Below are 23,162 nucleotides of genomic sequence, written 5' to 3' on the forward strand. Positions count from 1 at the left end.
TGGCCGTCAGCGCAACCGCGCGAACACCCGTTCCGAGAGCAACAGCGCGGCCAGCGCCGGGTAGCACAGGTAGTGGAGCAGGAACAGCACGACGCCCATGGGGCTGGGCGTGTCCTGCAACGTCATCATCGCCAGCAACCCCAGGTACAGCAGCCCGAGCAGGCCGCCGTAGCCGAGCACGATGCGCCAGCGCTCGCCTGGCTGCGGTGCGCGGCGCTGGATGAGGCGGAAGGCGAGGGCGAGCAGGGCGGCCGTGGTGGCGGCGATCAGCAGGGTGGCGAAGATGCCGCCGAGCTTCACGAAGCTGCGAAAGACCAGGTTGAGGACGATGGCCAGCGCTACGCCGCCGACGGCGTAGCGCATGGAGAGCGACCGGGGCGTCACAGCTGCACGCCGAGGCCGAAGCGCTTCTTCAATATCCGATCCAGCAAACTCCTCGGCACCCAGCGGGCGAGCAGCGGCAGGGCACGGCTGCCGTTGCCGATGCGCACCAGCGCCGGGCGCGGCTTGCGCTGCACGGCCGCGAGCAGGGCGCGGGCGAAGTCGTCGGCCGGGGTGGGGTTGTCCTGGGAGGCGCGGGCACGGGCGCGGATGCCTTCGCGCAGGGGCCACCAGGGCGAACCTTCGGCGATCAGGGCTTCGGCTTCGCGGCTGGCGTTGGCGCCGAAGCTGGAGGCGATGGCGCCGGGCTGCACTTCCATCAGCTCGATGCCGAAGGGCGCCAGCTCCAGCCTCAGGGCGTCGGAGAGGGCGTGCACCGCGGCCTTGGAGGCGCAGTAGGCGCCGGCGAAGGGGGTGACCAGGATGCCGGACACGCTGCCGATGTTCACCACCAGGCCCCGGCGCTTGCGCAGCAGCGGGAAGCAGGCGCGGGTCAGGTCCACCAGGGCGAAGACGTTGGTTTCGAACTGCTTGCGCAGAGCGTCGGCGCCACCGTCGAGCAGCGGCCCCATGGCGCCATAGCCGGCATTGTTCACCAGCAGGTCGAGGCCGCCGGCTTCGCGCTCCAGGCGCTGGGCCAGGGCGGCGACGCCGGCCTGGTCATTCACCTCCAGTTCGACAGCGGTGAAGCCGGCGGCTGCCAGTTCGGCCAGGTCCCGCGGTTTGCGCGCCGTGGCCCAGACGCTGTAGCCGGCGGCCTTGAAGGCGTCGGCCAGGGCGCGGCCGATGCCGCTGGAGCAACCGGTGATCAGGGCGGTGGGAGTGGGCATTTCGAGTCCTTTGCTGGGGGCCGGTTTGCCCTCTCCCCCGGCCCCTCTCCCTGGAGAGGAGAGGGGAGACAAGCGGTCCGCGCGGGATTCGATCACGGCACGGACGGCTCCCTCTCCCTTCAGGGAGAGGGTTGGGGAGAGGGTGGTGTCAGATCAGTCGACGAATTTGCCATGCAGATTGGCGGCGCGAAACTCCAGGGATTGCGCACGATAACCCTGGCGAATGGGCGGCAGGGGCAGGCAGTCCCGCCAGCGGGCGCCAGGCTGCAGTTCGGCCGGGCCGAGGTAGCGTGGGCGGTCGTAGCTGGGTTGGGCAAGATTGATGGTGTCGCCGGGGCGGAAAGCCTGCACCTGCCAGGCGAAGTCACGCAGGGTGGCATCGCCGCCATTGCGAACCTGGATGGCCAGCGGACGGTCGGCGGGGCAGTCCTGTGGGCTGTAGCTGAGCTGGATTTCCAGGCGGGCGAAGCGACGTTCGACGCTGCGTTCCTCCCAGAGCACCCAGAGGGCGATGAGGCCTATGCCGAACACCGCCGCCAGCGACAACGGCAGGGCCTTGGCCGGGTAGCGCAGCAGCAGGATCAGCCAGGTGAGGGCGAGGATGGCGCCGATAAGCATGGAAAGACCTCCTTGAGGCCCTCCATGCTAGCGCAAGCGCGCGGCCGGTATCCTGCCGGGCCGCGCGGTGCGGTTCTTCAGCGGGCGATGCTGACCACGTTGTCGGGCTGCGGCGCGCGGCCGTAGACGTCATCCAGGCGCTCGATGTCGTCTTCGCCCAGGTAGCTGCCCGATTGCACCTCGATGATTTCAAGCGGGATCTTGCCCGGGTTGGCCAGGCGGTGCACGGAGGCGATCGGGATATAGGTGGACTGGTTCTCGGTGAGCAGGAACACCTTGTCGTCGCAGGTCACCTGGGCGGTGCCGGACACCACGATCCAGTGCTCGGCGCGGTGGTGGTGCATCTGCAGCGAGAGCTGCGCGCCGGGCTTGACGGTGATGTGCTTGACCTGGAAGCGGCCGCCCATGTCCACCGAATCGTAGGAGCCCCAGGGGCGGTAGACCTGGCAGTGGTTCTGGGTCTCGCTGCGGCCGTCGGCATCCAGCTTGTTGACCAGCTTCTTCACGTCCTGCACGCGGTCCTTGTGGGCGATCATCATGGCGTCCTTGGTCTCGACCACCACCACGTCATCCAGGCCGATCACCGACACCAGCTTGCCGTTGCCGTGCACCAGGCAGTTGTGGCTGTCCTGCACCACCACGTCGCCCTTGGTGACGTTGCCGTCCTGGTCCTTGTCGTGCACTTCCCAGATGGAGCTCCAGCTGCCGACGTCGTTCCAGCCGGCGGCAAGCGGCACCACGCAGGCGCGGGCGGTCTTCTCCATCACCGCGTAGTCGATGGAGTTGTCCGGGCAGCAGGCGAAGGTGGCGGCGTCGATGCTCACGGCGATGCCGTCGCGCTTGCTGCGCTCCAGGGCCAGCAGGCAGGTGTCGTAGATGTCCACGTCATGGTGCTTGAGTTCTTCCAGGAAGCGGCTGGCGCGGAACAGGAACATGCCGCTGTTCCAGAAATAGTCGCCGGACTCCACATACTGGCGGGCACGGGCGTCGTCCGGCTTCTCGACGAACTGGGCGACACGGCTGACGCCATCGGGCAGGGCGGCGTCGGCCTTGCTGCGGATGTAGCCATAGCCGGTTTCCGGGCGCTCGGCGGGAACGCCGAAGAGCACCATCTCGCCCTTCTCGGCAGCGATGGTGGCCAGCGCCAGGGCCTGCTGGAAGGCGCGCTGGTCGCGCAGCACGTGGTCGGCCGGCAGTACCAGCATCAGGTCGTCACGGCCTTCGGCCACCAGCTGCATGGCCGCCATGGCCACCGCCGGCGCGGTATTGCGGCCGAACGGCTCCAGCAGCATGGACTGGGCCTCCAGGCCCATGGCGTCCAGCTGCTCCTGGACGATGAAACGGTGGTCCTGGTTGGCCACCAGCACGGCCGGCTGCATGCCGTCGAAGTTCAGGCGTTGCAGGGTCTGCTGGAACAGGGTCTGCTCGCCGGTGAGGGCGAGGAACTGCTTGGGATACTGTTTGCGCGAAAGAGGCCAGAGGCGAGAGCCGCTACCGCCAGAGAGGATCACGGGAATCATGGGGTTTCTCCTAACTCATTCATGGGTTTTGGGCACTGCTTCCATCGATCACATTTCTTTCTTTCCCGCCCTCTGTGGGGCGGGTAATGACCGGCGCGGTTCGGTCCGCGCCGGTTACTGCTCCGTTGCCGCGTCTCAGGACTCAGCCGGGCGCTTGACCCAGACCGGAGCGAGCTTGCCGCCGCTGCCGGTGATGTAGAGGCAGACCACTTCGCCACGCTGCAGGGAGACGGGCTTGAGGTCGCTGACCTTGCGGTCGCCGTCGAACAGGGCGAGGCCGACCTTCACCGGGTTGATCTCGCGCTCGCCGCGGCCCTGCGGGGCCACGCCCTCGACCACCGGGGTCTTGCCGTCGGCGGTCTTCAGGGTGAGCTTGGCGTCCGACAGGTTCTGCACCCGCAGCAGGGCCTTCTGCTTGTTCTTGAAGGGCGGTTCCTCAACCAGTTGCGGCTCCTTGCCGGCCTGGTTGACCAGGGTGTAGTAGTGGTCGGCCTCCAGCTTCACCGAGAGGCTGCCGGTGCCCACCTTGGCGCTGTAGTTGCCCGCCGGGAGGAACTTGAAGTCGCTGGAGCCCAGCGGCGGCACGTCGGTCAGCGCGGTGTTGCCGACGTTGACGCTGAGTTCGCTGCTGCCGGCGTTGTAGGCGCGGACGAAGGCGGACCCCTTGGGCGCCTGCGGGCCGTACAGGCCACCTTCGTCGGCGTGGGCCTGGAGAGCGCCGAGGCCGAGCGCCAGAGCGCAGGCATACGACGTCCAGCTGCGGTTTTTCTGTCGGTTCATGAGGTGTACCTCCATCTATCTTCTTGAAAGGGCCGGGTTCGGCCCTGTGTTCCCCGCGAGAGGGGGGATTTCTCAATTGCCCGAGCGAGAGGCCAGGCGTTCGTCACCGGAAGCGCCTTTGCGCAGGCCGGCGACCCATTCGGGGTCGAAGTCGGACAGGTCGCTCTGCATCGGCAGGTAGCGTTCGGGGAACTCCCAGATCACCAGCTGCGGCGGGGCATCCTTCAGTTCGTCGCTCTTCAGGTACTTGAGCATCGGCAGGATCGGCCCATGGCCATCCTCGGCGTGGTTCACCAGGTCGCGCTGCAGGGCCTGGCGCAGGGCGCCGGCGAAGTTCCAGCGGTCGTTGGCGCTGTAGCTGGTGCCCACCAGCACCACCGGCACCTCGCTCTGCCCGAACAGGGCGTCGTCGCCGGAGGCTCCGTCGTCCTGGCTGCGGGTGGCGCGCTTCTGCAACCGGTCCGGTGCCGGCATCAGGTTCTCGAACAGCGGGTCCAGCGGCAGGAAGCGGGTCAGGTCGCCCTTGTAGGCATCCTCGCTCCCGGCCTCGGTCACGTATTGCTGCGGGGTGCCGCGCAGGTCGATGGCCTGGCCGACGACCTGGCCCAGGCGCCCGGCCACCGCCTCGGCGCCCAGCGGGGTCCAGTGGGTGTCGGTACGCAGGAAGACCTGGCCCTGGTTCTTGGCATCGTTCAGGGTGGCGAGCAGGTCGGGGGCGATGATCCCGGCCTTGCGCGCGGCGCCGCGGAAACGCTCATAGAGGTCCTGGCGCAGGGCGGTGGGGCTGGCCTCGCCGGTGTACTCGGGGTAGAGCCGGGATTTGGCCGGGACTATCGCCAGCACCAGCTCCACGTTGCGCCGCGCCAGCTCGTCGCGCACACCCTGGATCAGCGCCAGGTTGTCGCGCATATGGCGGGAGCCATCGGCCACCGGGTCGAACTCTTCGTCGGAGAAGAGCCAGCCTTCCTGGCCGATGACCACGCCCTGGCGGCCTTCGCCGAACAGCTTGTAGTCCACCAGGGCCCAGAGGTTGGTGCCCAGTTGCTTGACCGGGAATTCCTCGTCGTAGCGCTTCTCGAAGGCCAGGGCCAGCTTGCCGTCCAGCACACTGGTTTCCTCGGCTGCGGAGAAACCGAACACGTTGCGCATGGACCACAGGCTGAGGGCCAGCAGCAGGCCGCAGAACAGCGCGATGTAGAGCAGGTTCAGGGTTCTGTTCATGGTCGGTTCCACTCAGAACTGGAAGTAGAGGAAGGGCGAGAAGCTCTGCGCCGAGAGCTTCAGCACCGAGGCGGCGAACAGCAGGAGCACGGCGGCATGGAAGGCCAGTGCGCCGATCTGGATACGGGCGCGGGGCAGGGCGGCGCTGCCGTCGGCATTCACCACCAGGCCATCGTCCTCGTCCCGGGCCTTGGCCTTGGGCGCGCCGGCCAGGGGCTGGGCATGGAACTGGCGGATGCCGAAGACGGCCAGCACCACGTAGGCCAGCACCAGGGTGGCGATCTGCAGGCTGGTGAGCTGGGCGCGGTTGAGCTCGGAGAGCTGCCAGTCGCCGAAGCTGAACATGGCGGCGTACATGCGCCAGGCCACGTCCAGGTTCTCGGCGCGGAAGATCACCCAGCCGATCACCACCAGCAGGAAGGTGAAGGCCCACTTCAGCGGGTTGATCACCCGCGGTGCGGCGTTCACGCCCAGGGCGCGCTCGATGGCCAGCCAGGTGCCGTGCCAGGCGCCCCAGATGATGTAGGTGAAGTTGGCACCGTGCCACAGGCCACCCAGCAGCATGGTCAGGAACAGGTTGCGATAGGTCTGGAAAGTGGTGCCGCGGTTGCCGCCCAGGCTGATGTACAGGTAGTCCCGCAACCAGGTGGACAGGCTGATGTGCCAGCGCCGCCAGAACTCGGTGATGGACTGGCTGATGTAGGGCTGGTTGAAGTTCTCCATGAAACGGAAGCCCATCATCAGGCCGAGGCCGATGGCCATGTCGCTGTAGCCGGAGAAGTCGAAGTACAGCTGCGCGGTATAGGCCAGGGCGCCGAGCCAGGCGTCGCCCGTGGTCGGGTCGGATAGGGCGAAGCAGTGGTCGGCGATGGGCGCGATGCTGTCGGCGATGAAGACCTTCTTGATGAAGCCCTGCATGAAGCGCGTGCAGCCCTCGGCGAACTTGTCCACCGTGTGGGTACGGTGGTTGAACTGGTCCACCAGGTCCTTGAAGCGCAGCACCGGGCCGGCGATCAGGTGCGGGAAGATCGCCACGAAGGCGGCGAAGTCCACCAGGTTGCGGGTAGCCGGGGTATCGCCGCGGTAGACGTCGATGATGTAGCTGATGGATTCGAAGACGTAGAAGGAAATCCCGATCGGCAGCAGGATGTGGGTGAGCACGAAGGGCTCCATGCCGAAGGAGGTGATGATGGCGTTGAGGCTGTCGACGCCGAAGTTGGCGTACTTGAAGTAGCCGAGGACGCAGAGGTCCACCACCACGCCGAGGAGCAGCCATTTCTGCGCCGTTTTCGTGCGCACCCCGGCCGCGCCTATGCGCAGGCCGATCCAGTAGTTGAACACCGTCACCGCGGCGAACAGCGCCAGGAAGTCGATGCGCCACCAGGCGTAGAAGATGTAGCTGGCGACCAGCAGCAGCAGGTTTCGATAGCGTGTCCCGACCAGGTAGTACATGCCGAGGAAGATCGGCAGGAACAGGAACAGGAACACGTTTGAAGAAAAGACCATCCGAGTCTCTCCATTGAACGTCTAGTTACAAGGCCACCACCGGGCTCCACGGCGCCGGTGCGCGACCCGCCAATCCCTCCCCAGGGTGCGGCGAAATCATTTGGCTCCGCCCCGTCTTTGCAGGGTCGGAGGGCCCTCTCCCCCGGCCCCTCTCCCTGAAGAGGAGAGGGGAGAAAAGCGGTCCGCGCGGGGTTGTGGTTAGGCACGGAAAGCCCCCTCTCCCTTCAGGGAGAGGGTTGGGGAGAGGGTGTTGTTGCTAGCTCTCTCCTTTCTTCTTCGGATGGAACACCTGGGTCACATCCCCGCCGAGGCGGAAGGTCTTGTAGGGCCCCATCTCGTCCTTCCATTCGAGGGTTTCGGCGGAGCAGCGGTAGAGCGAGCACCAGGGCTCCAGCCAGGAGAACTTGCTGTGTTTCTTCAGCTCGCTCATGTCCTGGTCCTTGCCGGTCTTCCTGTCGAAGTCGTCCTGGTCATCCACGCCGGCGATCACCTTCTCGCCGAGGCGGCGCAGGGCACCGTCGTTCTCATCGCGCAGGTCCACGCCGTTGGCCTGGGCGAAACTGGCGATCATGGCGAGCGGCGGCAGGCTGTAGTTGTGGTAGGCCAGCGCGCGCTGATTGCGCTTGAGTTCGTTGGGCAGGAAACCGTCCTTGTCCACCTGGCGGGCGGCCACGCGGAACTGCGCCACCGACCAGTCGAAGAGGTCCTGGCGGTCGGTCGCCACGGCGGTGGCCATCACCGACCAGGCGGCCCAGTAGGAGTGGTTGTTGATCTGCTTCAGCGGCAGGTCGCTCCAGTCGTGGACGACCTGGTCGGCCAGGCGCGAGAACCAGGACTCGATCACCCGGGTCTGGCTCTGGTAGGGCGCCAGGGGCCGGGAGTCGGAGAACTTCAGGCGCAGGTAGGCCGAGGCCATGCTGCCCAGCGCCCATTTGCGCATGGACTTGCCGGTGTGGTTGTACTCGGTGCTGAGCAGGGCGTTGGCCTGGGCCCAGGCGCCCAGCCACTGCAGGGTGCATTCGAGCTGGGTGCGCTGGCCCTTGCGCATGTACTCCATGACCATCTTGCTGACGCCGCGCTCCATGTCGGTGATGGCCGCGGTCTTCTCGCGGAAGTCCTTCTCCGCCGCCTTGTTGAGGGTGGCGCGGGCCTTGTCGGAGCCTTCGTACTTGCTGCGGAACTCCAGCTTGGCGGTGTAGGGCACGGGCGGCGCCTTGCAGCTGCCACCGGACTTGGCGTCGGCGACCACGGGCGCGAAATAGCCCTTTGGCGGCACCAGGTCTGCGGCGTGGCTCTGCCCGGCGAGCAGGATGCCCGCGAGCAGTGGAGCGATCAGCCAGGGTCTGGTGTTCATGGGTACCTCCTTCCTCACTCGGCGTTCGCCGTGAGGTTGCTCCCGCCCTTGCCGGGACGCGCGCACAGGCTCACCTCGACGCTGAGGTCCTGGGGCATGGGTTCGGGGCTGTGGATTTCCAGGGCGAGCATGTTCAGATCCGCCCAGCCTGGTTCGTTGCGCAGTTCGAAGGCGTAGCGCCCGCCGGTATCGATGCGGTCGCTCTGTTCGAGCTTGAAGTTTTCGCGGCGGCCGTTGAGGTACCAGACGGTGGTCTTGACCTCGTGTATCGACGGATCGCTGAGGCGCAGTTCCACCTGGTAGTCGCGGCCGCGCAGGGGCGTGCCATTGCTGTTGACCAGCACCTCGTTGGCGCCGGGCTTGAGCTTGACCTTGTTCTTCAGCACGGCCGGGCGGCCTTCGCAGGCGTTGTTGACCATGGGCAGCGCCTGGCGATAGAAGCTCGCCTCGGACATGTCGTAGTGGGTGGCGAACTCCCAGATCAGCACCTTGGGCGGGCTCTCGTGGAATTCCTTGCTGCTCATGTACTGCATCAGGGCGCTCTCGAAGCCGCCGCCGCTGACCGCCATGTTGAGCACTTCGGCGCCGCTGTGCTGCTGCAGGAAACCGGCGAAGTTGTAGGCCGGGCCGCTGTTACTGGTGCCCACCAGGGTCACCTTGGGATTGGACTCGTCGCCGAACAGGCCGTCGCCGCCGGAGCCCGCGGCTTCGGTCTCGTAACGGTCGACGTATTGGGTGGCGTAACCCGTGCCGCAGAACTGCGCGGCGGTCTTGTGCAGGGTGCCGGCCTTGGGCAGCAGGCCGACCACCTTGCTCTGGTATTCCTGCTTGGGGATGGCGTCGAAGCCGGGGATCTGCTTCAGCGTCTCGGCCACCAGCTTGGCGGTGCGCTCGGCGCCGGCCGGGGTCCAGTGGTGGTCGGCCTTGAAGTAGTAGTCGGTGCCCACGCCTTGCTCGTCGAACAGCGGCGAGAGATCGGTGACCCAGATGCCGGCCTTGCGGAACTGCGCTACGGCGGCCAGGTAGTTCTTCTTCGCCAGGTCGTAGTTGAAGTGGGCCTTCTCCTGCGGCGTGAGCTTTTCGCGGTTCACCAGGCCGCGGGTCGGCTGGTAGACCACCATCAGCTCGACGCCCCTGGCTTTGAGCGCATCGTTCAGGCGCTTCAACTGGCTCCAGCCGAAGGCCGTGGTGCCGAAATCGGTGCGCAGGTCGTACTGGGTCCGGAACAGCCAGTCGCCCTGGCCCTGCACCAGGGTGGTGAAGAAGCTCAGGTACTTGGTGTTGTAGTTGGCCGGATTCTGGGCCGCGGCGCAGAGCGGAGCGGTGCGTTGCACGCTGTACTCGGGGGCCGCGTGCGCGCCCTGGATGGCGGCCAGCAAGGCGGCGGCCAGGGCGGAGGGGGTGAACCACTTGCGGGAGTGTTTGTGCATGATCTGGTACCTCAATCCTGGAGTTCGGCCTGGGTTTCGACAGGGTCGATCAGCACCGCTTGCTTGCGGCGCACCATCAGGTCGAGGATTTCTTCCTGCTTTTCGCCGAGGATGCCGGCGAAGCTGATGCCGGTGGACTTGCTCGGTGCCAGCAGCTCGACGTTGTAGAGCTCGACCGACAGCGGCGAGTCGATGGACAGGGGGCTGGAGCCGTTGCCGGCGAGCTTGCCGCCCACCAGGATCATCGAGACCTTGGTGTCGAAGGGGTCGAGCTTGATGTTGCGGTCGGTGTTGGAGAGGTCCTTGATGTGGCCGTACACACCGGTCAGGCCGTTGGCGGCCGAGAGGTTCTCGTAGAGGCGGATGTTCACGCTGTTGCGCACGCGGATGCCGTGGCGCAGGTTGCTGACGATCTTGTTGCCCCAGAGCAGGTTGTTCGAGCTCTCGTAGAGGGTGATGCCGTCGGAATGGTTCTGGTAGACCTCGTTCCAGGCCACGAGGTTGTTCACCGAGTTACGGTCGATGACGATGCCCGAGAGCTTGTTGTCGTAGCTCTTGTTGTTGACGATCCAGCTGTCGTCCACCTCGCGGGAAACGATGATGCCGTGCTTCTTCTTTGTACCGAAGACGGTGTTCTCGGCGATCATCAGGCGGCGCGAACGGTCGTGGGGGTCGATGCCGTAGACGATGTTGTCGCGGTAGGTGTTGCCCTTGATCACCACGTCCTCGGCCTCGAAGCAGTAGAAGCCGTACCAGTGGTCGACGAACTCCGAATCCAGCAGCCAGCCGGTGGGCGCGGAGCGCTTCAGGCGCTTGGCCTGGCCCGGGGTGTACTGGGTGATGGACACGCCATAGGACTTGGAGTTGTCGTAGCCGAGGCTGGTGACCTTGCTGCCGACGATGTAGAGCTCGCTGCCGCCCCAGGACACCAGGAACGGGCGGAATTCCTCGGGCTTGCGGAACCAGGCCGGGGACTTCTGCCCCTCGTTCCAGGCGGTGAGCTGAGTGTTGGTGATGAACAGCTTGCCGTCGTTGACCAGGAAGGCGCCGCGCTCCTGGGAGAGGCGGAAGTCCCTGGTCTGCTTGCCGATCTCGAGGCTGGCACCCTGGGCCACCACGACCGGCAGGCGGGCGAGGTAGACGCCCGGCTCGGTCTCGCTGAACTGGCTGTCGGGCAGTGCCTTGGCCAGGTCCGCGGGGGTCACGTGGCCGCCTTCGATGAAGATCGCCTGGGGCATGCCCTTCTGGCGCTTGACCCACTCGCGCAGGCGCTCGTTGCCGCCGGTGAAGTCCTTCAGCGCATCCTGCTGGAGCATGCGCCTGACCACCACGCGGCCGTGGGTCTTGCGGTCGATCTTCGTCTCCACCGCCTGGGCGGTGTAACCGGACAGGTCCGGCACCTTGGGGGTTTCCAGGTGCAGCTGTGCCGGGTCGGCGGTGAGAACCTTGTAGTTCTTGATCTCCTTGAGCACCTGCACCTCCTCCGCACCCTGGACCCAGGGCGCGGCGAACTGCAGGGCGCCGAGCACGATGCCGCTCGCCAGCAATGTGGTTCCCATGCCACGTTTCATGGCTGATCCTCCCTTGCGCCGGATACCCATCAGAAGCGCCAGATGAAGTCGACGAAGGCCCGGTGCATCAGCGAGTCGGTGTCGCTGCCATAGGCATCGCCCGGCTTGAACACGCCGCCGCGCAGGCGCACCAGGGCCGAACGCTCATCCAGGTGCTCGGCCATGGAAGCCGGCAGCAGGCCCTGCTTGAAGTACTTGGTGACCACCAGGTCCATCTCCTGGCCAATGTCCTTCTCGCCGTCTTCCAGCGGCGCGATGATCCCGCTCTGGCCCACGTCCTGGTTGTCGTCCACGCGCCAGAAGCGGTGGTAGACCAGGCTCGCGTCGTAGTCCTCGCCCATCTGCCAGGAGGTGAAGGCGGTGGCCACCTGGAGGTTGCTCAGCTCGCCGCGGAAGGCCTCGCCGAAGCGGTGCATGCGCGCCTCGGTGCCGGTGAAGTTGGAGCGGTTGCTCTCGAGGCCGGTCTGGCGGAACTGCTCGGAGCTGTCGTTATCGCCGCCACCGCTGCCACGGGCGTAGGCGCCGCCCAACTTCCACTGCTCGTCGATGGTCCAGCGCAGGCCGAGGTCGACGGCCCAGGCGTCGACATCGACGTTGCGCGAGCCGCTGGCGATGCTCTGGTTGCCCAGGTTGGCCTGCTGCAGCTCATCCACGTCGCCGGTCAGCCAGGTGGCCTGGGCCCAGTAGTTCAGCGGCAGGGTGGAGCGACGGTCGAAGAAGCCGCCGTCGGCTTCCAGGCCCAGCCAGGTCAGGTCGCCGGTGGTGCGCTTGGACAGTTCATCCACTTCCTCGCCCACGTCGGGCAGGTCGCCCTTGTCGCGGCTGTGATGGAGCTTGGCGCCGACCCAGTGGCCGGGGCGCCACTGGGTGGAGATGTCGCCGAAGAAGTGCTGGCGGTCCTCGTCTTCCGGGGCCAGCTCGTCGATATCGGTGCGGTACTCGGAAAAGCGCTCGGCGACGCCGGCATGGGCGCGCAGCAGGGTGGTGTCGAAGCTCCAGCGCAGGGCCTCGATATTGGTGTCCCACCAGGTGCCTTCCTCGCTGCGCACGCGCTGGCGGCCGAAGCGCAGGTGCTCGCCGGGGTAGGCGGTGAGGCCGCCGTAGTCGACCCAGAACTCGCGCATGGCCAGGTAGCTCTTGTCCGGTTCGCGGCCGTTGTTGCGCTGGTCGGCGTCAGCCTCGATATCGCCGGACTCCAGGGTATCGGTCTCGACTATGTCGGTGGCGGTGACCGCCTGGCCCATGGCGAAGGCGCTCCACTGGCCGCGCTCGCCGTAGGCCCAGGGACGCAGGTCGAGACCGATGCCCTCGACATCGCCACCGTTGCGGGTGCCGAGGTCGCGGTCATCTTCGGACTGGGCGGTGATCTTCACGTCCAGGCCGAAGTTCCGGTCTTCGGGTTGGGCGGCATGGGCGATGCTCGCGGCGAGCAGGGAGAGACCCAGGCTGGTGCGGATCCAGGGTTTGCTGTTCATCGTCTGTACGTATCCTTATTGGGTCTGCATGGCTTGCATCTGGGCCGCGCCCGGCGCAGCCAGGCCGCGCGTCTGGCGCTCGTCGCGCAGGAGCTGCTCGGCGCGGGCGCGATCGGCCGGCGCCAGCTGCTGTGCCACCTGTTGTGCAAGTTCCTGGGCCTGCGGGGTGTTCTTGGGCAGGGCCAGTTGGCTGAAGACGTAGGCGTAGGCCAGGTTGCGCTGGACGCCCTTGCCCTGGGAGTACATCTGGCCGAGGGTGAAGTCGGCGTTGAGCTGGCCGTTGCGGGCCGCGCTGAGCAGATGTTCCAGGGCCTTGTCCGGATCGATGTCGCCCAGGTAGCCGCGCAGGTAGATCTGGCCAAGCAGGTAGTTGGCGCGGGGTTCGGTGGGGGCGGCCTTCAGCAGGTGCTGCTCGGCCTTCCTCGGGTCCAGCGGCACCAGCTTGCCTTCGTAGTAGAGGCGGCCCAGCAGCAGTTCGGCCTGGGGCAGGGACGCGGCGCGGCCCTTTTCCAGGTAATCCAGCATCTGCTCGGTATCGCCCTGGCCCGGGTATTCGTAGAGCAGTTTGGCCAGGCTGACCCAGGCGGCGGGGTAGGCCGGGGTGAGGGCTTCCAGCAGTTCCTTGGCCTTGCCTTCGTCGGGCTTGCCGAGGTCGGCATCGGCCAGCACCAGGGCCACCGAATCCACGCGCTGGGCGGGAATGCGTCCGGCGCGGTAACCGGCCATCAGCTGGTCCAGCAGCTTCTGCTGGGCGTCGGCATTGCCCTGTTTCTGGTAGACGGTGGCCAGCTCGACGTAGCAGACATCCGCCAGGGCCAGGTTGCGCGTGCAGATCTGTTCGATCTCGGCCAGGTGCTGATCGTAGGTGCCCTGGGTGCGATAGAAGAGGATCTGCGCCAGCTCGGCCTGGGTGTGGCCTTCGGCGCGCCACTTGGCGATGCGCGCCGGAACGTTCACCTCGGGGAAGTCCTGCGGGTACTGCAGATAGAGCATCACCAGGGGCAACAGGCTGCTTTCCTCGCCGGCCTGGAAGGACTCTTCCAGCAGTTGCGCGGTCTCGCGGCGCTCGGCCTGGCTCAGTTCGGTCTTGCGCGCCAGCAGCTTGCCGAGGCGCGCCTTGGCCTTGGGCGACTGGTCCATGGCCTGGCGGTAGGTCTGCTCGGCCTTCTGCAGTTGCGCGGGGTCGCCGCTGGCCACCTGCAGGTCGGCCAGGCCGACCGCGGCATCGGCATAGCCGAGGTCGGCCAGTTGGCGGAAGTTCTGCTCGGCGGTGGTGCTGTCGCCGTTCTTCAGCGCTTCGCGGGCGAGGCGCTCGTCGGGCAGCCCGGCGCAACCGGCCAGGGCGACGGCCGCGGCCAGCAGCAGGAGCGGGGTGGCGTGATGGGCCATGGCTGTGCCCTCCTCAGAAGCCTGCGGCCAGGGCGCGGTCGACCAGCCAGCCGAGGGACGGGCCGCGATCGACGCTGAGTTCCACCGGCTGGCCGGCGAGGGTGCTGGGCAGCGGCTCGTCGGGCTGGATGACGGTGCGGATATCGGCGGACATGCTGCCGTCATGCAGGTTGCTGCTGATGATCTTGCCGTGGCGCACCATGTCCTCGCCGGCGACCTGGAAGGTCACGCTGGCGCCGGGCTTGGCCTGGGCGATATTGCGGAAGGGGAAGCGCGCCTGCACGGTGGCCTGGGTGTCCTGGGGAACCAGTTCGAAGATCACGTCACCCTTGCTGGCGAACTGGCCGTCGGCCACCAGCTGGCGGGCGATCTTGCAGTTGCAGGGGCTGGTGAGGGTGCCCTTCATCTGCTTGCCGAAGAGATCCTCGACATTCTTCGGCGAGAGCTGCTGGTCGGTCAGGTGGCCCTTGAGCATCTCCAGCATGGTGGCGGAGAAGGAGGCGATGGGCGCGCCTTTCTGGACGGTGGCATCCGGGCCCACCAGGCTCTGCACCGTACCTTCGCGGGGCATGGTGATCTGCATGGAAGGCACCGCCACCATGGCCGAGTCGGCATGGGTGACGAAGTAGAGGCCGTAGAGGGACTTGAGGATATAGGCGAAGGCGCCGACGCCGACGATGAAGATGCCGGCGCTGAGGGTCACCGCCTTGAGGCGACCCAGGGGGCCCATGCCGCCGCCCGCGCCATTCTTGCGCGCCTTGGTGAAGTTCTCGCGCTGCAGGGTGTTGAGCAGGTCGCCGGCACTGACCAGTTCCCCCGAGAGGTGGGCGCTGATCAGGTAGCGCAGGGTGGCGATGTCGCGCGGCTGGAGGTTGTGGAACATGCAGCCGACGCGCTGGTGGCGGGCATCCACGAAACGGATCTGGAACTCCACGTCCAGGCCGAGGCTGAGGCCGTCGATCTGGAACAGCAGGCGGCCCCTGTGGTAGTCGCCGACGTTCGCGATGGAGCTGCCGGAGGTGAAGGCGAAGCCGCCGGCCGAGACGTCCAGCAGCGATGCCTCGAAGCGTTCGCCGCGGGCGATGTAGCGGACTTTGCCGGGGATCTTCACCCGCGCGTGCTGGCGCTGGGCTTCGGATTCATGGACCACGTTGAGATTGACGGCGGTATTCATGGCTTCGATTCCTGTCAGGTTCCTTGTGTTCACACGATCGCCATCAGTGCGGCGATGAAGACGCTGGTTGCGGAGAAGGTCATGGCGCGTGAAGACCAGGTGTTGAACCAGCGCGTGAAGCTGGCGAGGTCACGGTTGAGCTTGGTGTTCTGGCGGGTCCAGGACTGCTGGTCGAGGCGGAAGAACACGTAGATCTTCACCAGGGCCCCGACGATCTGGTTGTAATAGAGGATCAGCGGATAGGCCGGCCCGATCCGGTGGCCGGAAATGCTCAGGAGCAGGGTCAGGACCAGGCGGGTGAGGCCGATCCACAGCAGGTACACCAGCAGGTAGGCGATGCTGTACTTGATGCTGGCGATGATGGCCACGGCCAGGCCCAGCAGGCAGGTCCACATGGACAGGCGCTGGTCGTTGAGCACGATGGTGGTGAACAAGCCAAGGCGACTTGGGCCCAGCGCGAGGGCGCGGCTGTTCTGTCGCAGGTTGTTGCCGTACCAGCGGAACATCAGCTTGCGGCTGGCCTTGATGAAGCTCTTCTCCGGCGGGTGCTCGACCGTGTTGATCGCCGCATCCGGCACGTAGAAGGTGTCGTAGCCCAGGCGCATCAGGCTGTACCAGCTGGACTTGTCGTCGCCGGTGAGGAACTGGAAGCGACCCAGGCGCCAGTGGTCCAGGTGGTCGCTTTCCACGTCGGCGATGAAGTGCGGGTCGGTCACCACGCTGGCGCGGAACACCGACATGCGGCCGGTCATGGTCAGCACGCGCTTGGAGAGTGCCATGGAGCACATGTTGATGTGGCGCTGGGCGAAGCGCAGCTTGTGCCACTCGCTCATGATGTAGCTGCCACGGACCTCGCAGAACTCGTTGGTGGTCAGGCCGCCGACACGGGGGAAGAGCTTGAACCAGGGCACGGTCTTCTTCACCACGCCTTCGGCCAGCACTGTGTCACCGTCGATCACCGCCACCACGGCATTCGCGTCCGGCAACTGCCGGGAGATGGCGCGGAAACCGTAGGCCAGGCCGTCGCGCTTGCCGGTGCCGGGAATACGCACGAAGTCCAGCTTGACCCGTTCCGGCGGTGCCAGCTTGGACCAGATGCTTTTCACCAGCAGTTCATCGGACAGCTCGACGATGGAGCAGACCACTGTGGTGGGGTAGCCGCAGTCGATGGCTTCCTGGATCACCGAGCGGTAGACCATGGCAGTGGTCAGTGCCTCGATGCGGAAGCTGGTCACCATCAGGAAGACGTGGGACGGGTCCGCCGCGCTGCCGAGCTTGGCCAGGCGCCGCTTGTACCAGGGGTAGACGACGTAGAGGAACAGTGTGCCGCGCAGGAAGTGCATGCCGCCCATGGAATAGCGCCAGATGCCCACGACCCCGACCAGCAGCAGGAAGTGCTTGGAGTCGGGATCGAACACGGACCTGGGCAGAGCCATTGCCAGCAGCATCAGCGCGATGAGGTAGAAGAGCCAGCCCGAGGCTTCGAGCAGGCCATGCTTGGTCTTTTCCATAGGTATTCGTCCTGGTGGTTGCGGGCGTACCCCCTCCCGCGAGGGGAGGGGGCAGGGGCGCTTACCAGCAGATACCCTCGGCGTTGCCTTGGGTGGTCCTGGGCATGAAGCCCACCAGGTCGATCACCTGCTTGCCGGCCGGTGCGCGCTGGGCCAGCGGGGCGAACAGCTCGTCGCGGTTGCCCAGGACGATGATGTCCGCCTTGTCCACCACCGCGTCGAAGTTGCTGTCCAGCAGCGAGGAAACGTGCGGGATCTTCGACTCGATGTAGTCCTTGTTGGCGCCGTGGACACGGGCGTACTCGACGTTGCGGTCGTAGATGCTGAGGTCGAAGCCCTTGCCGATCAGCATCTCGGCCAGCTCCACCAGGGGGCTTTCGCGCAGGTCGTCGGTACCGGCCTTGAAGGACAGGCCGAGCAGGGCGACCTTGCGCTTGTCATGGCCAGCGATGATGTCGAAGGCCTTCTGCACCTGGCCGGCGTTGCTGCGCATGAGCGAGCCGATCAGCGGCGAATCCACGTCCAGGGAGGTGGCGCGGTAGTTCAGCGCGCGCACGTCCTTGGGCAGGCAGGAGCCGCCGAAGGCGAAGCCCGGGCGCATGTAGTACTTGGACAGGTTCAGCTTCTGGTCCTGGCAGACTACGTCCATCACCTCGCGGCCATCGACGCCCACGGCCTTGGCGATGTTGCCGATCTCGTTGGCGAAGGTGACCTTGGCCGCGTGCCAGACGTTGCAGGTGTACTTGATCATCTCGGCGACTTCGATGTCCTTGCGGATGATCGGCGCGTCCAGTTCGAGATAGAGGGTTTCGAGCAGGTCGCCGGAAGCCTTGTCCAGCTCGCCGATGACGGTCATGGGCGGGAAATCGTAGTCCTTGATCGCGGTGCTCTCGCGGAGGAACTCGGGGTTCACCGCCACGCCGAAGTCCTGGCCTGCCTTCTTGCCGGAACAGTCTTCGATGATCGGGATCACCACGTTCTTCACGGTGCCCGGCAGCACGGTGCTGCGTACGACTACCGTGTGGCGCTCGGCCTTGTTGCGCAGGGCGAAACCGATTTCGCGGCAGACGCCCTCGATGTATTCCAGCGACAGGTCGCCATTCTTCTTGCTCGGGGTACCGACGCAGATGAAGGAGACCTGAGTCTCGAGTACCGCGGCGGCGACATCGGTGGTGCCGCGCAGGCGGTTGGTCTTGATGCCTTGTTGCAGAAGTTCTTCCAGACCGGGTTCGACAATGGGCGACTTGCCATTGTTGATCAGGTCGATCTTGGTCTGAGAAACGTCTACGCCGACAACTTCATGACCACGAGCAGAGAGGCAGCCGGCGCACACTGCACCAACATAGCCCAAACCAAAGATGCTGATTCGCATCGTATTCACCTCGTCCATTCAGCACGCTGTTTAATATGTGACGTTAATGTCACTTCCGTTCGCACCAATATGTTGCGCGGGGCAACTTTTAAGTGCACAGGCATGAGTAATACCGGACGCCAAAGTTAGGGCGCCTGAACTGGGCATGTAACTACGCTTGCCCGGGTAGAGTCCTGAGCTGATCGCCGCAATGGCTCTGGCTCGTTGGTTTTGTCCAGTAGGTCGAGTTTGTTGCGAGTCTCCTTAATCAATTTGTTTGGCTTTCGCCAGATAAAAACTACCCCTCGACTTGCGTCGATAAGTTATCAAGGCAGTTTGAGATCGCACCGAAACATGGTGCGAGGAATTAGTTCACGGGGGGTATGAGTGTCCGGGAATTCGGATAGTTCCTACCGTTCGTCCCCTATTTGATTTGTTGCACATTCTTTACTATGGGCTGGTCTTGGCTTGCTGGAATTCTCAGAGCCGGACGGCTCTGGAAAAGTTCCACATAATGCAAAATGCAATTCTTTGGTGATTGCATTTTGCAAGTTGGCCACTATTGGAAAACAAGTTGGCCAGCATGAAACTCGTGGTTGTGCAGGCGATATGATCTTGAAGTGATATTGGAATTTAATATCAATCAAGTGGCACGGAACGGACGTGCAAGTTATCGGTCTTGGCTGGATCGAGAGGGTGGGGCTTGCGCAGATGGACGCTGGATCGGTAGCCCGGATGCAATCCGGGGAAATCCGGCCACGCTCCCGGATTGCATCCGGACTACGGTCCTGCAGGAGGCGGCGCACACGGCGCACCCTGCGAAGGGCTTCCGCGCTGGATTGCGGGCCGCAAACGAAAACCCCGCCGTGGGGCGGGGTTCGTTCGCTTCAGTCCTGCGGCTCGTCGCGCAGGAACACCAGGCTGTCCGGCCCGGAGTGCTCCGCCGAGTAGCGGTAACCCTGGTAGTTGAAGTCCTTCAGGCCTTCCGGGTCCCGCAGGCGCTCCTTGATCACGTAACGGGCCATCAGGCCACGGGCCTTCTTGGCGTAGAAGCTGATGATCTTGTACTGGCCGTTCTTCAAGTCCTTGAACTCGGTGTCGATGATGCGGGCGTTCAGTGCCTTGCGTTTCACCGAGCTGAAGTATTCGTTGGAGGCGAGGTTGAGCAGGATGTCGTCGCCCTGGGCCGCCAGGGCCTCGTTCAGCCAGTTGCTGATGCGCTCGCCCCAGAAGGCGTAGAGGTCCTTGCCGCGGGCGTTGGCCAGCCTGGTGCCCATTTCCAGGCGGTAGGGCTGCATCAGGTCCAGCGGGCGCAGCAGGCCGTAGAGGCCGGAGAGCATGCGCAGGTGCTGCTGGGCGAAGTCGAAGTCGGCTTCGTCGAAGTCTTCGGCGTTGAGGCCGGTGTAGACGTCGCCCTTGAAGGCCAGCAGGGCCTGCTTGGCGTTGTCCGGAGTGAAGTCCGGATGCCAGCTGCCGTAGCGCGCGGCATTGAGGCCGGCGAGCTTGTCGGACAGGTGCATCAGCTCGGCGATCTGCGCCGGGCTGAGTTCACGCAGTTGCTGGATCAGCTCCTGGGCGTGGTCGAGGAATTCAGGTTGGGTATGGCGCGGGGTGACCGGCGGGGTCTCGTAGTCCAGGGTCTTGGCGGGGGAAATCACCAACAGCATCGAATCGTCTCCTTCGGGAATGCGGCGATTCTAGGGATTTGTCGCATTCGGCTCCAGCTATGCCGCCGATAGGCAGGAGGGGGGATCACCTGGAAAGCCTGGCGGACAATGCGCGGCGCTTTTTCCACGGCCTGCTTGGGCGCTGACGGGAAAAGGGCTTAATCGGGGGGGAGGGGACTTTCGACTTTAACGGGCGCTTTTCTACAGGCCAAGGTCTTTTTTTCCTGATGTGAAAAAAGATCCAGACCGTTCAAAAAGTTCTTTTTTCTGTCATCCCAAATGGAGTATTAAAAAAACAGACCGCCGAACCCTGCAGACAGGTGGCGGCCATCGGCCCTCACCTTGTTGGCACCATCCCCAACCCGGCATGACCCGGAACGGGGAGGTCGGCGGCCCTCCGCGGCGGAGAGCCTGTCTGGCATTCCGTCGCCTGGCCCTATAAGAAGGTGACCGAGTATGGATGACCACGGACGCTCCCGCCCTACCGCTCCAACCTTGTACGCGCTCGACACCAACGTCCTGATCCATGATCCCAACGCGCTGTTGAATTTCCAGGAACACCACGTGGCCATCCCGATGACCGTGCTGGAGGAACTGGACAAGCTCAAGACCGGCAAACAGGGCGTTGCCGCTGAATGCAGGCAGGCGATCCGTAACATCGACAAGATCCTCAGCGGTGCCACCCCCGAGGAAGTGGAACACGGAGTACCCATCCAGCGAGAAAAGAGCGGCCCCTGCGGTTTCCTCTCGATTCTCATGAGCAAGCGCGCGGCCCCGATCACCTGGCTGCCGGAAGACCTCAACGACAACAAGATCATCAACCAGCTGGTGGAGCTGAAGAGCCGCAAGCCGGGCATGTCCGTGGTGCTGGTGACCAAGGACATCAACATGCGCCTGAAGGCGCGGGCCTGCGGGATCGACTCGGAGGACTACCACACCGACCAGTTGGTGGACGACGTGTCCCTGCTGTCCCGTGGCTACCACGACATGCCAGGTTCCTTCTGGGATCGCGTGAGCAAGGTGGAGACCCGCCAGGACCATGGCCGCACCTGGCATCGGGTGCAGCTCACCGACAACCTGCCGGCGGTGCACGTCAACGAGTTCATCGTCGACGAGCAGGGTTTCGTTGGCTGGATCAAGGGCATCAAGGCCGATGAACTGCTGATCCTCGACCTGCACCAGGAGCCCCTGCTGCACCAGGAAGCCTGGGGCCTGCGCCCGCGCGACGTGTACCAGGCGCTGGCGCTTTATGCGCTGCTGGACCCGGACATCCACCTGGTCAACCTCACCGGCGCGGCGGGCTCGGGCAAGACCATCCTGGCGCTGGCCGCGGCCATCGAGCAGACCATGGTGAGCAAGCGTTATCGCCGCATCATCGCCACCCGCAGCGTGCAGGGCCTGGACCAGGAGATCGGCTTCCTGCCCGGTACCGAGGCGGAGAAGATGGAACCCTGGCTGGGGGCGATCACCGACAACCTGGAAGCCCTGCACATGGACGACGAGAGCACCCATGGCAGCGTGGACTACATCCTCAGCAAGGTGCCGCTGCAGTTCAAATCCCTGAACTACATCCGCGGGCGCAGCTTCCAGCAGAGCCTGATCATCATCGACGAGTGCCAGAACCTGACGCCGCACCAGATAAAGACCATCATCACCCGTGCCGGCACCGGGTCCAAGGTGATCTGCCTGGGCAACCTGGCGCAGATCGACACCCCCTACCTCTCGGCGCCGAGCTCCGGCCTGACCTACCTGACCGAACGCTTCAAGGATTTCCCCCACGGCGTGCACATCACCCTGCAGGGTGTGCCGCGCTCCGTGCTGGCCGAGTTCGCCGAAGCCCACATGTGACCTTCATCTCCCGCCGGGCGGCAGCTGCCTCCCGGCGCGGGTTTCTGTATACAATCTGTCTCCTGCCCTAGGAGACTTGCAGTGCTTACCCATCTCGATTCCGAAGGTCGTGCCAACATGGTCGACGTTACCGACAAGGCGGTGACCTCCCGTGAGGCGACGGCCGAAGCCCGTGTGCGCATGCGCCCGGAAACCCTCGCCATGATCCAGGCCGGCGGCCACCCCAAGGGCGACGTGTTCGCCGTGGCGCGGATCGCCGGCATCCAGGCGGCGAAGAAGACCTCCGATCTCATCCCCCTCTGTCACCCGCTGATGCTCACCAGCGTCAAGGTGGAGCTGGAAGCGGAGGGCGATGACTGCGTGCGTATCGTCGCCCGCTGCAAGCTGGCCGGGCAGACCGGGGTGGAAATGGAAGCGCTGACCGCCGCCAGCGTCGCCGCCCTGACGATCTACGACATGTGCAAGGCGGTGGACCGCGGCATGACCATCGAAAACGTCCGCCTGCTGGAGAAGCTGGGCGGCAAGAGCGGCCACTACCAGGCCGGGGGGCAATGATGATTCGCGTGCAGTATTTCGCCCGTTACCGTGAAGCGCTCGGTATCGATGGCGAGCAACTCAGCTGGGATTCGGCATTCGCCAGGCTGGACGATCTGCGTCGACACCTGCTGGCCCGTGGCGGCGTCTGGGAAGTGCTCGCCGAGCAGAACCTGATGTGCGCCCGCAACCAGGAGCTGTGCAGCCTGGACGAGGCGCTGGCCGACGGCGACGAGGTCGCCTTCTTTCCCACGGTTACCGGAGGCTGAGATGGCCATTCGCGTGCGGGAATCCGCCTTCGACCCCGGCTTTGAGCTCAACGCGCTGCACGCGGCCAACGTCGGTATCGGCGCGGTGGTCGGTTTCGTCGGCTACGTGCGCGACTTCAACGACGGCCAGGACGTGGCGGGGATGTTCCTCGAGCATTACCCGGGCATGACCGAGAAGGCCCTGGAGAAGATCGCTGCCGAGGCCCGGGAGCGTTGGCCGCTGCTCAATGTGGACATTCTCCACCGCATCGGCCGGCTGGAACCGGGCGAGCCCATCGTCTTCGTCGGTACCGCCAGCGCCCATCGGCAGGCGGCGTTCGATGCCTGCAACTTCATCATGGACTACCTCAAGACCCGCGCACCCTTCTGGAAGAAGGAAGACACCGCCGAAGGCCCGCGCTGGGTGGAAGGGCGCTGCAGCGACAAGGCGGCGGCCGAGCGCTGGGACTGAGTCTCGCGCAGGTTGTTTTCCTGTAGGGGCGAATTCATTCGCCAAGGGCTGCGCAGCAGCCCCATGGGATTCCGAAGGGCAGACCTTCGGCCTGCTTGGCGAATGAATTGGCTATGTCTGCGTTAAGTGTTGCTAGAGCGCCCCGAGCCCAGCTGCTTATCGAGCGGGCGATGAGTCGCTGTTTCGCCCTCCCGGGCGAGTCCCTTTCTCAAACGTCGGGATGCCGCACCACAGAAAGGAACCAAAGCGCTTGCCCCTGCATCCGGAACTCGGCGTCCCCGT

The 23,162-nt window shown here is 65.2% G+C and carries 20 protein-coding genes; 4 read left to right on the top strand and 16 right to left on the bottom strand.

Features of this window, described 5'->3' with window-relative positions; genetic code table 11:
- Positions 1-6: 6 nt before the first annotated feature.
- From ACFPU0_RS13280 to yaaA, 16 genes are all read right to left on the bottom strand, one after another.
- Positions 7-363: a hypothetical protein gene (locus ACFPU0_RS13280; RefSeq protein WP_377693529.1), complete on the bottom strand. Its 357-nt coding sequence runs from the start codon at positions 361-363 to the stop codon at positions 7-9.
- A 17-nt stretch (positions 364-380) separates the two neighbouring features.
- Positions 381-1,211, bottom strand: coding sequence for an SDR family oxidoreductase (locus ACFPU0_RS13285; protein ID WP_377693530.1), 831 nt, complete (start codon positions 1,209-1,211; stop codon positions 381-383).
- A gap of 153 nt (positions 1,212-1,364) precedes the next feature.
- Positions 1,365-1,829, bottom strand: a complete 465-nt coding sequence (locus ACFPU0_RS13290) for a multidrug transporter (RefSeq protein ID WP_377693531.1) — start codon at positions 1,827-1,829, stop codon at positions 1,365-1,367.
- Between the two features lie 77 nt (positions 1,830-1,906).
- Complete coding sequence (locus ACFPU0_RS13295; protein ID WP_377693532.1) at positions 1,907-3,349, bottom strand: mannose-1-phosphate guanylyltransferase/mannose-6-phosphate isomerase; 1,443 nt, start codon at positions 3,347-3,349, stop codon at positions 1,907-1,909.
- A 135-nt stretch (positions 3,350-3,484) separates the two neighbouring features.
- On the bottom strand, positions 3,485-4,129 hold the full coding sequence (locus tag ACFPU0_RS13300; RefSeq protein WP_377693533.1) for an alginate O-acetyltransferase AlgF: 645 nt from the start codon (positions 4,127-4,129) through the stop codon (positions 3,485-3,487).
- Between the two features lie 72 nt (positions 4,130-4,201).
- Positions 4,202-5,350, bottom strand: coding sequence for an alginate O-acetyltransferase (locus tag ACFPU0_RS13305; RefSeq protein ID WP_377693534.1), 1,149 nt, complete (start codon positions 5,348-5,350; stop codon positions 4,202-4,204).
- 12 nt (positions 5,351-5,362) lie between these two features.
- Positions 5,363-6,856 carry an MBOAT family O-acyltransferase gene (locus tag ACFPU0_RS13310; RefSeq protein ID WP_377693535.1) on the bottom strand — a complete coding sequence of 498 codons (1,494 nt, stop codon included), beginning with the start codon at positions 6,854-6,856 and terminating at the stop codon, positions 5,363-5,365.
- A gap of 256 nt (positions 6,857-7,112) precedes the next feature.
- Complete coding sequence (locus ACFPU0_RS13315) at positions 7,113-8,210, bottom strand: mannuronate-specific alginate lyase (RefSeq protein ID WP_377693536.1); 1,098 nt, start codon at positions 8,208-8,210, stop codon at positions 7,113-7,115.
- A gap of 14 nt (positions 8,211-8,224) precedes the next feature.
- Entirely contained in the window at positions 8,225-9,640 is a 1,416-nt protein-coding gene (locus tag ACFPU0_RS13320; protein ID WP_377693537.1) for an alginate O-acetyltransferase, read from the bottom strand.
- 11 nt (positions 9,641-9,651) lie between these two features.
- Complete coding sequence (gene algG, locus ACFPU0_RS13325) at positions 9,652-11,199, bottom strand: mannuronan 5-epimerase AlgG (protein ID WP_377693538.1); 1,548 nt, start codon at positions 11,197-11,199, stop codon at positions 9,652-9,654.
- 41 nt (positions 11,200-11,240) lie between these two features.
- Positions 11,241-12,686 carry an alginate export family protein gene (locus tag ACFPU0_RS13330; RefSeq protein ID WP_377693539.1) on the bottom strand — a complete coding sequence of 482 codons (1,446 nt, stop codon included), beginning with the start codon at positions 12,684-12,686 and terminating at the stop codon, positions 11,241-11,243.
- Positions 12,687-12,701: 15 nt separating this feature from the next.
- Positions 12,702-14,075 (bottom strand): alginate biosynthesis TPR repeat lipoprotein AlgK, encoded by a 1,374-nt coding sequence (algK, locus tag ACFPU0_RS13335; protein WP_377693541.1) that lies wholly within the window; start codon positions 14,073-14,075, stop codon positions 12,702-12,704.
- A gap of 13 nt (positions 14,076-14,088) precedes the next feature.
- Complete coding sequence (locus tag ACFPU0_RS13340) at positions 14,089-15,249, bottom strand: PilZ domain-containing protein (protein ID WP_377693543.1); 1,161 nt, start codon at positions 15,247-15,249, stop codon at positions 14,089-14,091.
- A gap of 29 nt (positions 15,250-15,278) precedes the next feature.
- Positions 15,279-16,760 carry a mannuronan synthase gene (gene alg8, locus ACFPU0_RS13345; RefSeq protein WP_377693544.1) on the bottom strand — a complete coding sequence of 494 codons (1,482 nt, stop codon included), beginning with the start codon at positions 16,758-16,760 and terminating at the stop codon, positions 15,279-15,281.
- Between the two features lie 61 nt (positions 16,761-16,821).
- Entirely contained in the window at positions 16,822-18,132 is a 1,311-nt protein-coding gene (gene algD, locus ACFPU0_RS13350) for a GDP-mannose 6-dehydrogenase (protein WP_377693545.1), read from the bottom strand.
- Positions 18,133-18,998: 866 nt separating this feature from the next.
- On the bottom strand, positions 18,999-19,778 hold the full coding sequence (yaaA, locus tag ACFPU0_RS13355) for a peroxide stress protein YaaA (protein ID WP_377693546.1): 780 nt from the start codon (positions 19,776-19,778) through the stop codon (positions 18,999-19,001).
- A 456-nt stretch (positions 19,779-20,234) separates the two neighbouring features.
- Between yaaA and ACFPU0_RS13360 the strand changes: the two genes are divergently transcribed.
- The 4 genes from ACFPU0_RS13360 (at position 20,235) to moaE (ending at position 22,880) form a co-directional block, all read left to right on the top strand.
- Entirely contained in the window at positions 20,235-21,626 is a 1,392-nt protein-coding gene (locus ACFPU0_RS13360) for a PhoH family protein (RefSeq protein WP_377693548.1), read from the top strand.
- A gap of 81 nt (positions 21,627-21,707) precedes the next feature.
- Positions 21,708-22,181 (top strand): cyclic pyranopterin monophosphate synthase MoaC, encoded by a 474-nt coding sequence (moaC, locus tag ACFPU0_RS13365; protein WP_377693549.1) that lies wholly within the window; start codon positions 21,708-21,710, stop codon positions 22,179-22,181.
- Positions 22,181-22,429 (top strand): MoaD/ThiS family protein, encoded by a 249-nt coding sequence (locus ACFPU0_RS13370; protein ID WP_377693613.1) that lies wholly within the window; start codon positions 22,181-22,183, stop codon positions 22,427-22,429. Before moaC ends, ACFPU0_RS13370 begins: the two co-directional genes overlap by 1 nt.
- Position 22,430: 1 nt before the next feature.
- Complete coding sequence (gene moaE / locus ACFPU0_RS13375; protein WP_377693550.1) at positions 22,431-22,880, top strand: molybdopterin synthase catalytic subunit MoaE; 450 nt, start codon at positions 22,431-22,433, stop codon at positions 22,878-22,880.
- Positions 22,881-23,162: the final 282 nt, after the last annotated feature.

The sequence above is a fragment of the Pseudomonas sp. GCM10022186 genome, from assembly GCF_042656385.1.
Taxonomy (GTDB): domain Bacteria; phylum Pseudomonadota; class Gammaproteobacteria; order Pseudomonadales; family Pseudomonadaceae; genus Metapseudomonas.

What these genes read in the sequence shown, in the direction of transcription:
- ACFPU0_RS13280 (WP_377693529.1), bottom strand. Translation starts at nt 363, where the DNA reads ATGCGCTACGCCGTCGGCGGCGTAGCGCTGGCCATCGTCCTCAACCTG.
- ACFPU0_RS13285 (WP_377693530.1), bottom strand. Translation starts at nt 1,211, where the DNA reads ATGCCCACTCCCACCGCCCTGATCACCGGTTGCTCCAGCGGCATCGGC.
- ACFPU0_RS13290 (WP_377693531.1), bottom strand. Translation starts at nt 1,829, where the DNA reads ATGCTTATCGGCGCCATCCTCGCCCTCACCTGGCTGATCCTGCTGCTG.
- ACFPU0_RS13295 (WP_377693532.1), bottom strand. Translation starts at nt 3,349, where the DNA reads ATGATTCCCGTGATCCTCTCTGGCGGTAGCGGCTCTCGCCTCTGGCCT.
- ACFPU0_RS13300 (WP_377693533.1), bottom strand. Translation starts at nt 4,129, where the DNA reads ATGAACCGACAGAAAAACCGCAGCTGGACGTCGTATGCCTGCGCTCTG.
- ACFPU0_RS13305 (WP_377693534.1), bottom strand. Translation starts at nt 5,350, where the DNA reads ATGAACAGAACCCTGAACCTGCTCTACATCGCGCTGTTCTGCGGCCTG.
- ACFPU0_RS13310 (WP_377693535.1), bottom strand. Translation starts at nt 6,856, where the DNA reads ATGGTCTTTTCTTCAAACGTGTTCCTGTTCCTGTTCCTGCCGATCTTC.
- ACFPU0_RS13315 (WP_377693536.1), bottom strand. Translation starts at nt 8,210, where the DNA reads ATGAACACCAGACCCTGGCTGATCGCTCCACTGCTCGCGGGCATCCTG.
- ACFPU0_RS13320 (WP_377693537.1), bottom strand. Translation starts at nt 9,640, where the DNA reads ATGCACAAACACTCCCGCAAGTGGTTCACCCCCTCCGCCCTGGCCGCC.
- algG (WP_377693538.1), bottom strand. Translation starts at nt 11,199, where the DNA reads ATGGGAACCACATTGCTGGCGAGCGGCATCGTGCTCGGCGCCCTGCAG.
- ACFPU0_RS13330 (WP_377693539.1), bottom strand. Translation starts at nt 12,686, where the DNA reads ATGAACAGCAAACCCTGGATCCGCACCAGCCTGGGTCTCTCCCTGCTC.
- algK (WP_377693541.1), bottom strand. Translation starts at nt 14,075, where the DNA reads ATGGCCCATCACGCCACCCCGCTCCTGCTGCTGGCCGCGGCCGTCGCC.
- ACFPU0_RS13340 (WP_377693543.1), bottom strand. Translation starts at nt 15,249, where the DNA reads ATGAATACCGCCGTCAATCTCAACGTGGTCCATGAATCCGAAGCCCAG.
- alg8 (WP_377693544.1), bottom strand. Translation starts at nt 16,760, where the DNA reads ATGGAAAAGACCAAGCATGGCCTGCTCGAAGCCTCGGGCTGGCTCTTC.
- algD (WP_377693545.1), bottom strand. Translation starts at nt 18,132, where the DNA reads ATGCGAATCAGCATCTTTGGTTTGGGCTATGTTGGTGCAGTGTGCGCC.
- yaaA (WP_377693546.1), bottom strand. Translation starts at nt 19,778, where the DNA reads ATGCTGTTGGTGATTTCCCCCGCCAAGACCCTGGACTACGAGACCCCG.
- ACFPU0_RS13360 (WP_377693548.1), top strand. Translation starts at nt 20,235, where the DNA reads ATGGATGACCACGGACGCTCCCGCCCTACCGCTCCAACCTTGTACGCG.
- ACFPU0_RS13370 (WP_377693613.1), top strand. Translation starts at nt 22,181, where the DNA reads ATGATTCGCGTGCAGTATTTCGCCCGTTACCGTGAAGCGCTCGGTATC.
- moaE (WP_377693550.1), top strand. Translation starts at nt 22,431, where the DNA reads ATGGCCATTCGCGTGCGGGAATCCGCCTTCGACCCCGGCTTTGAGCTC.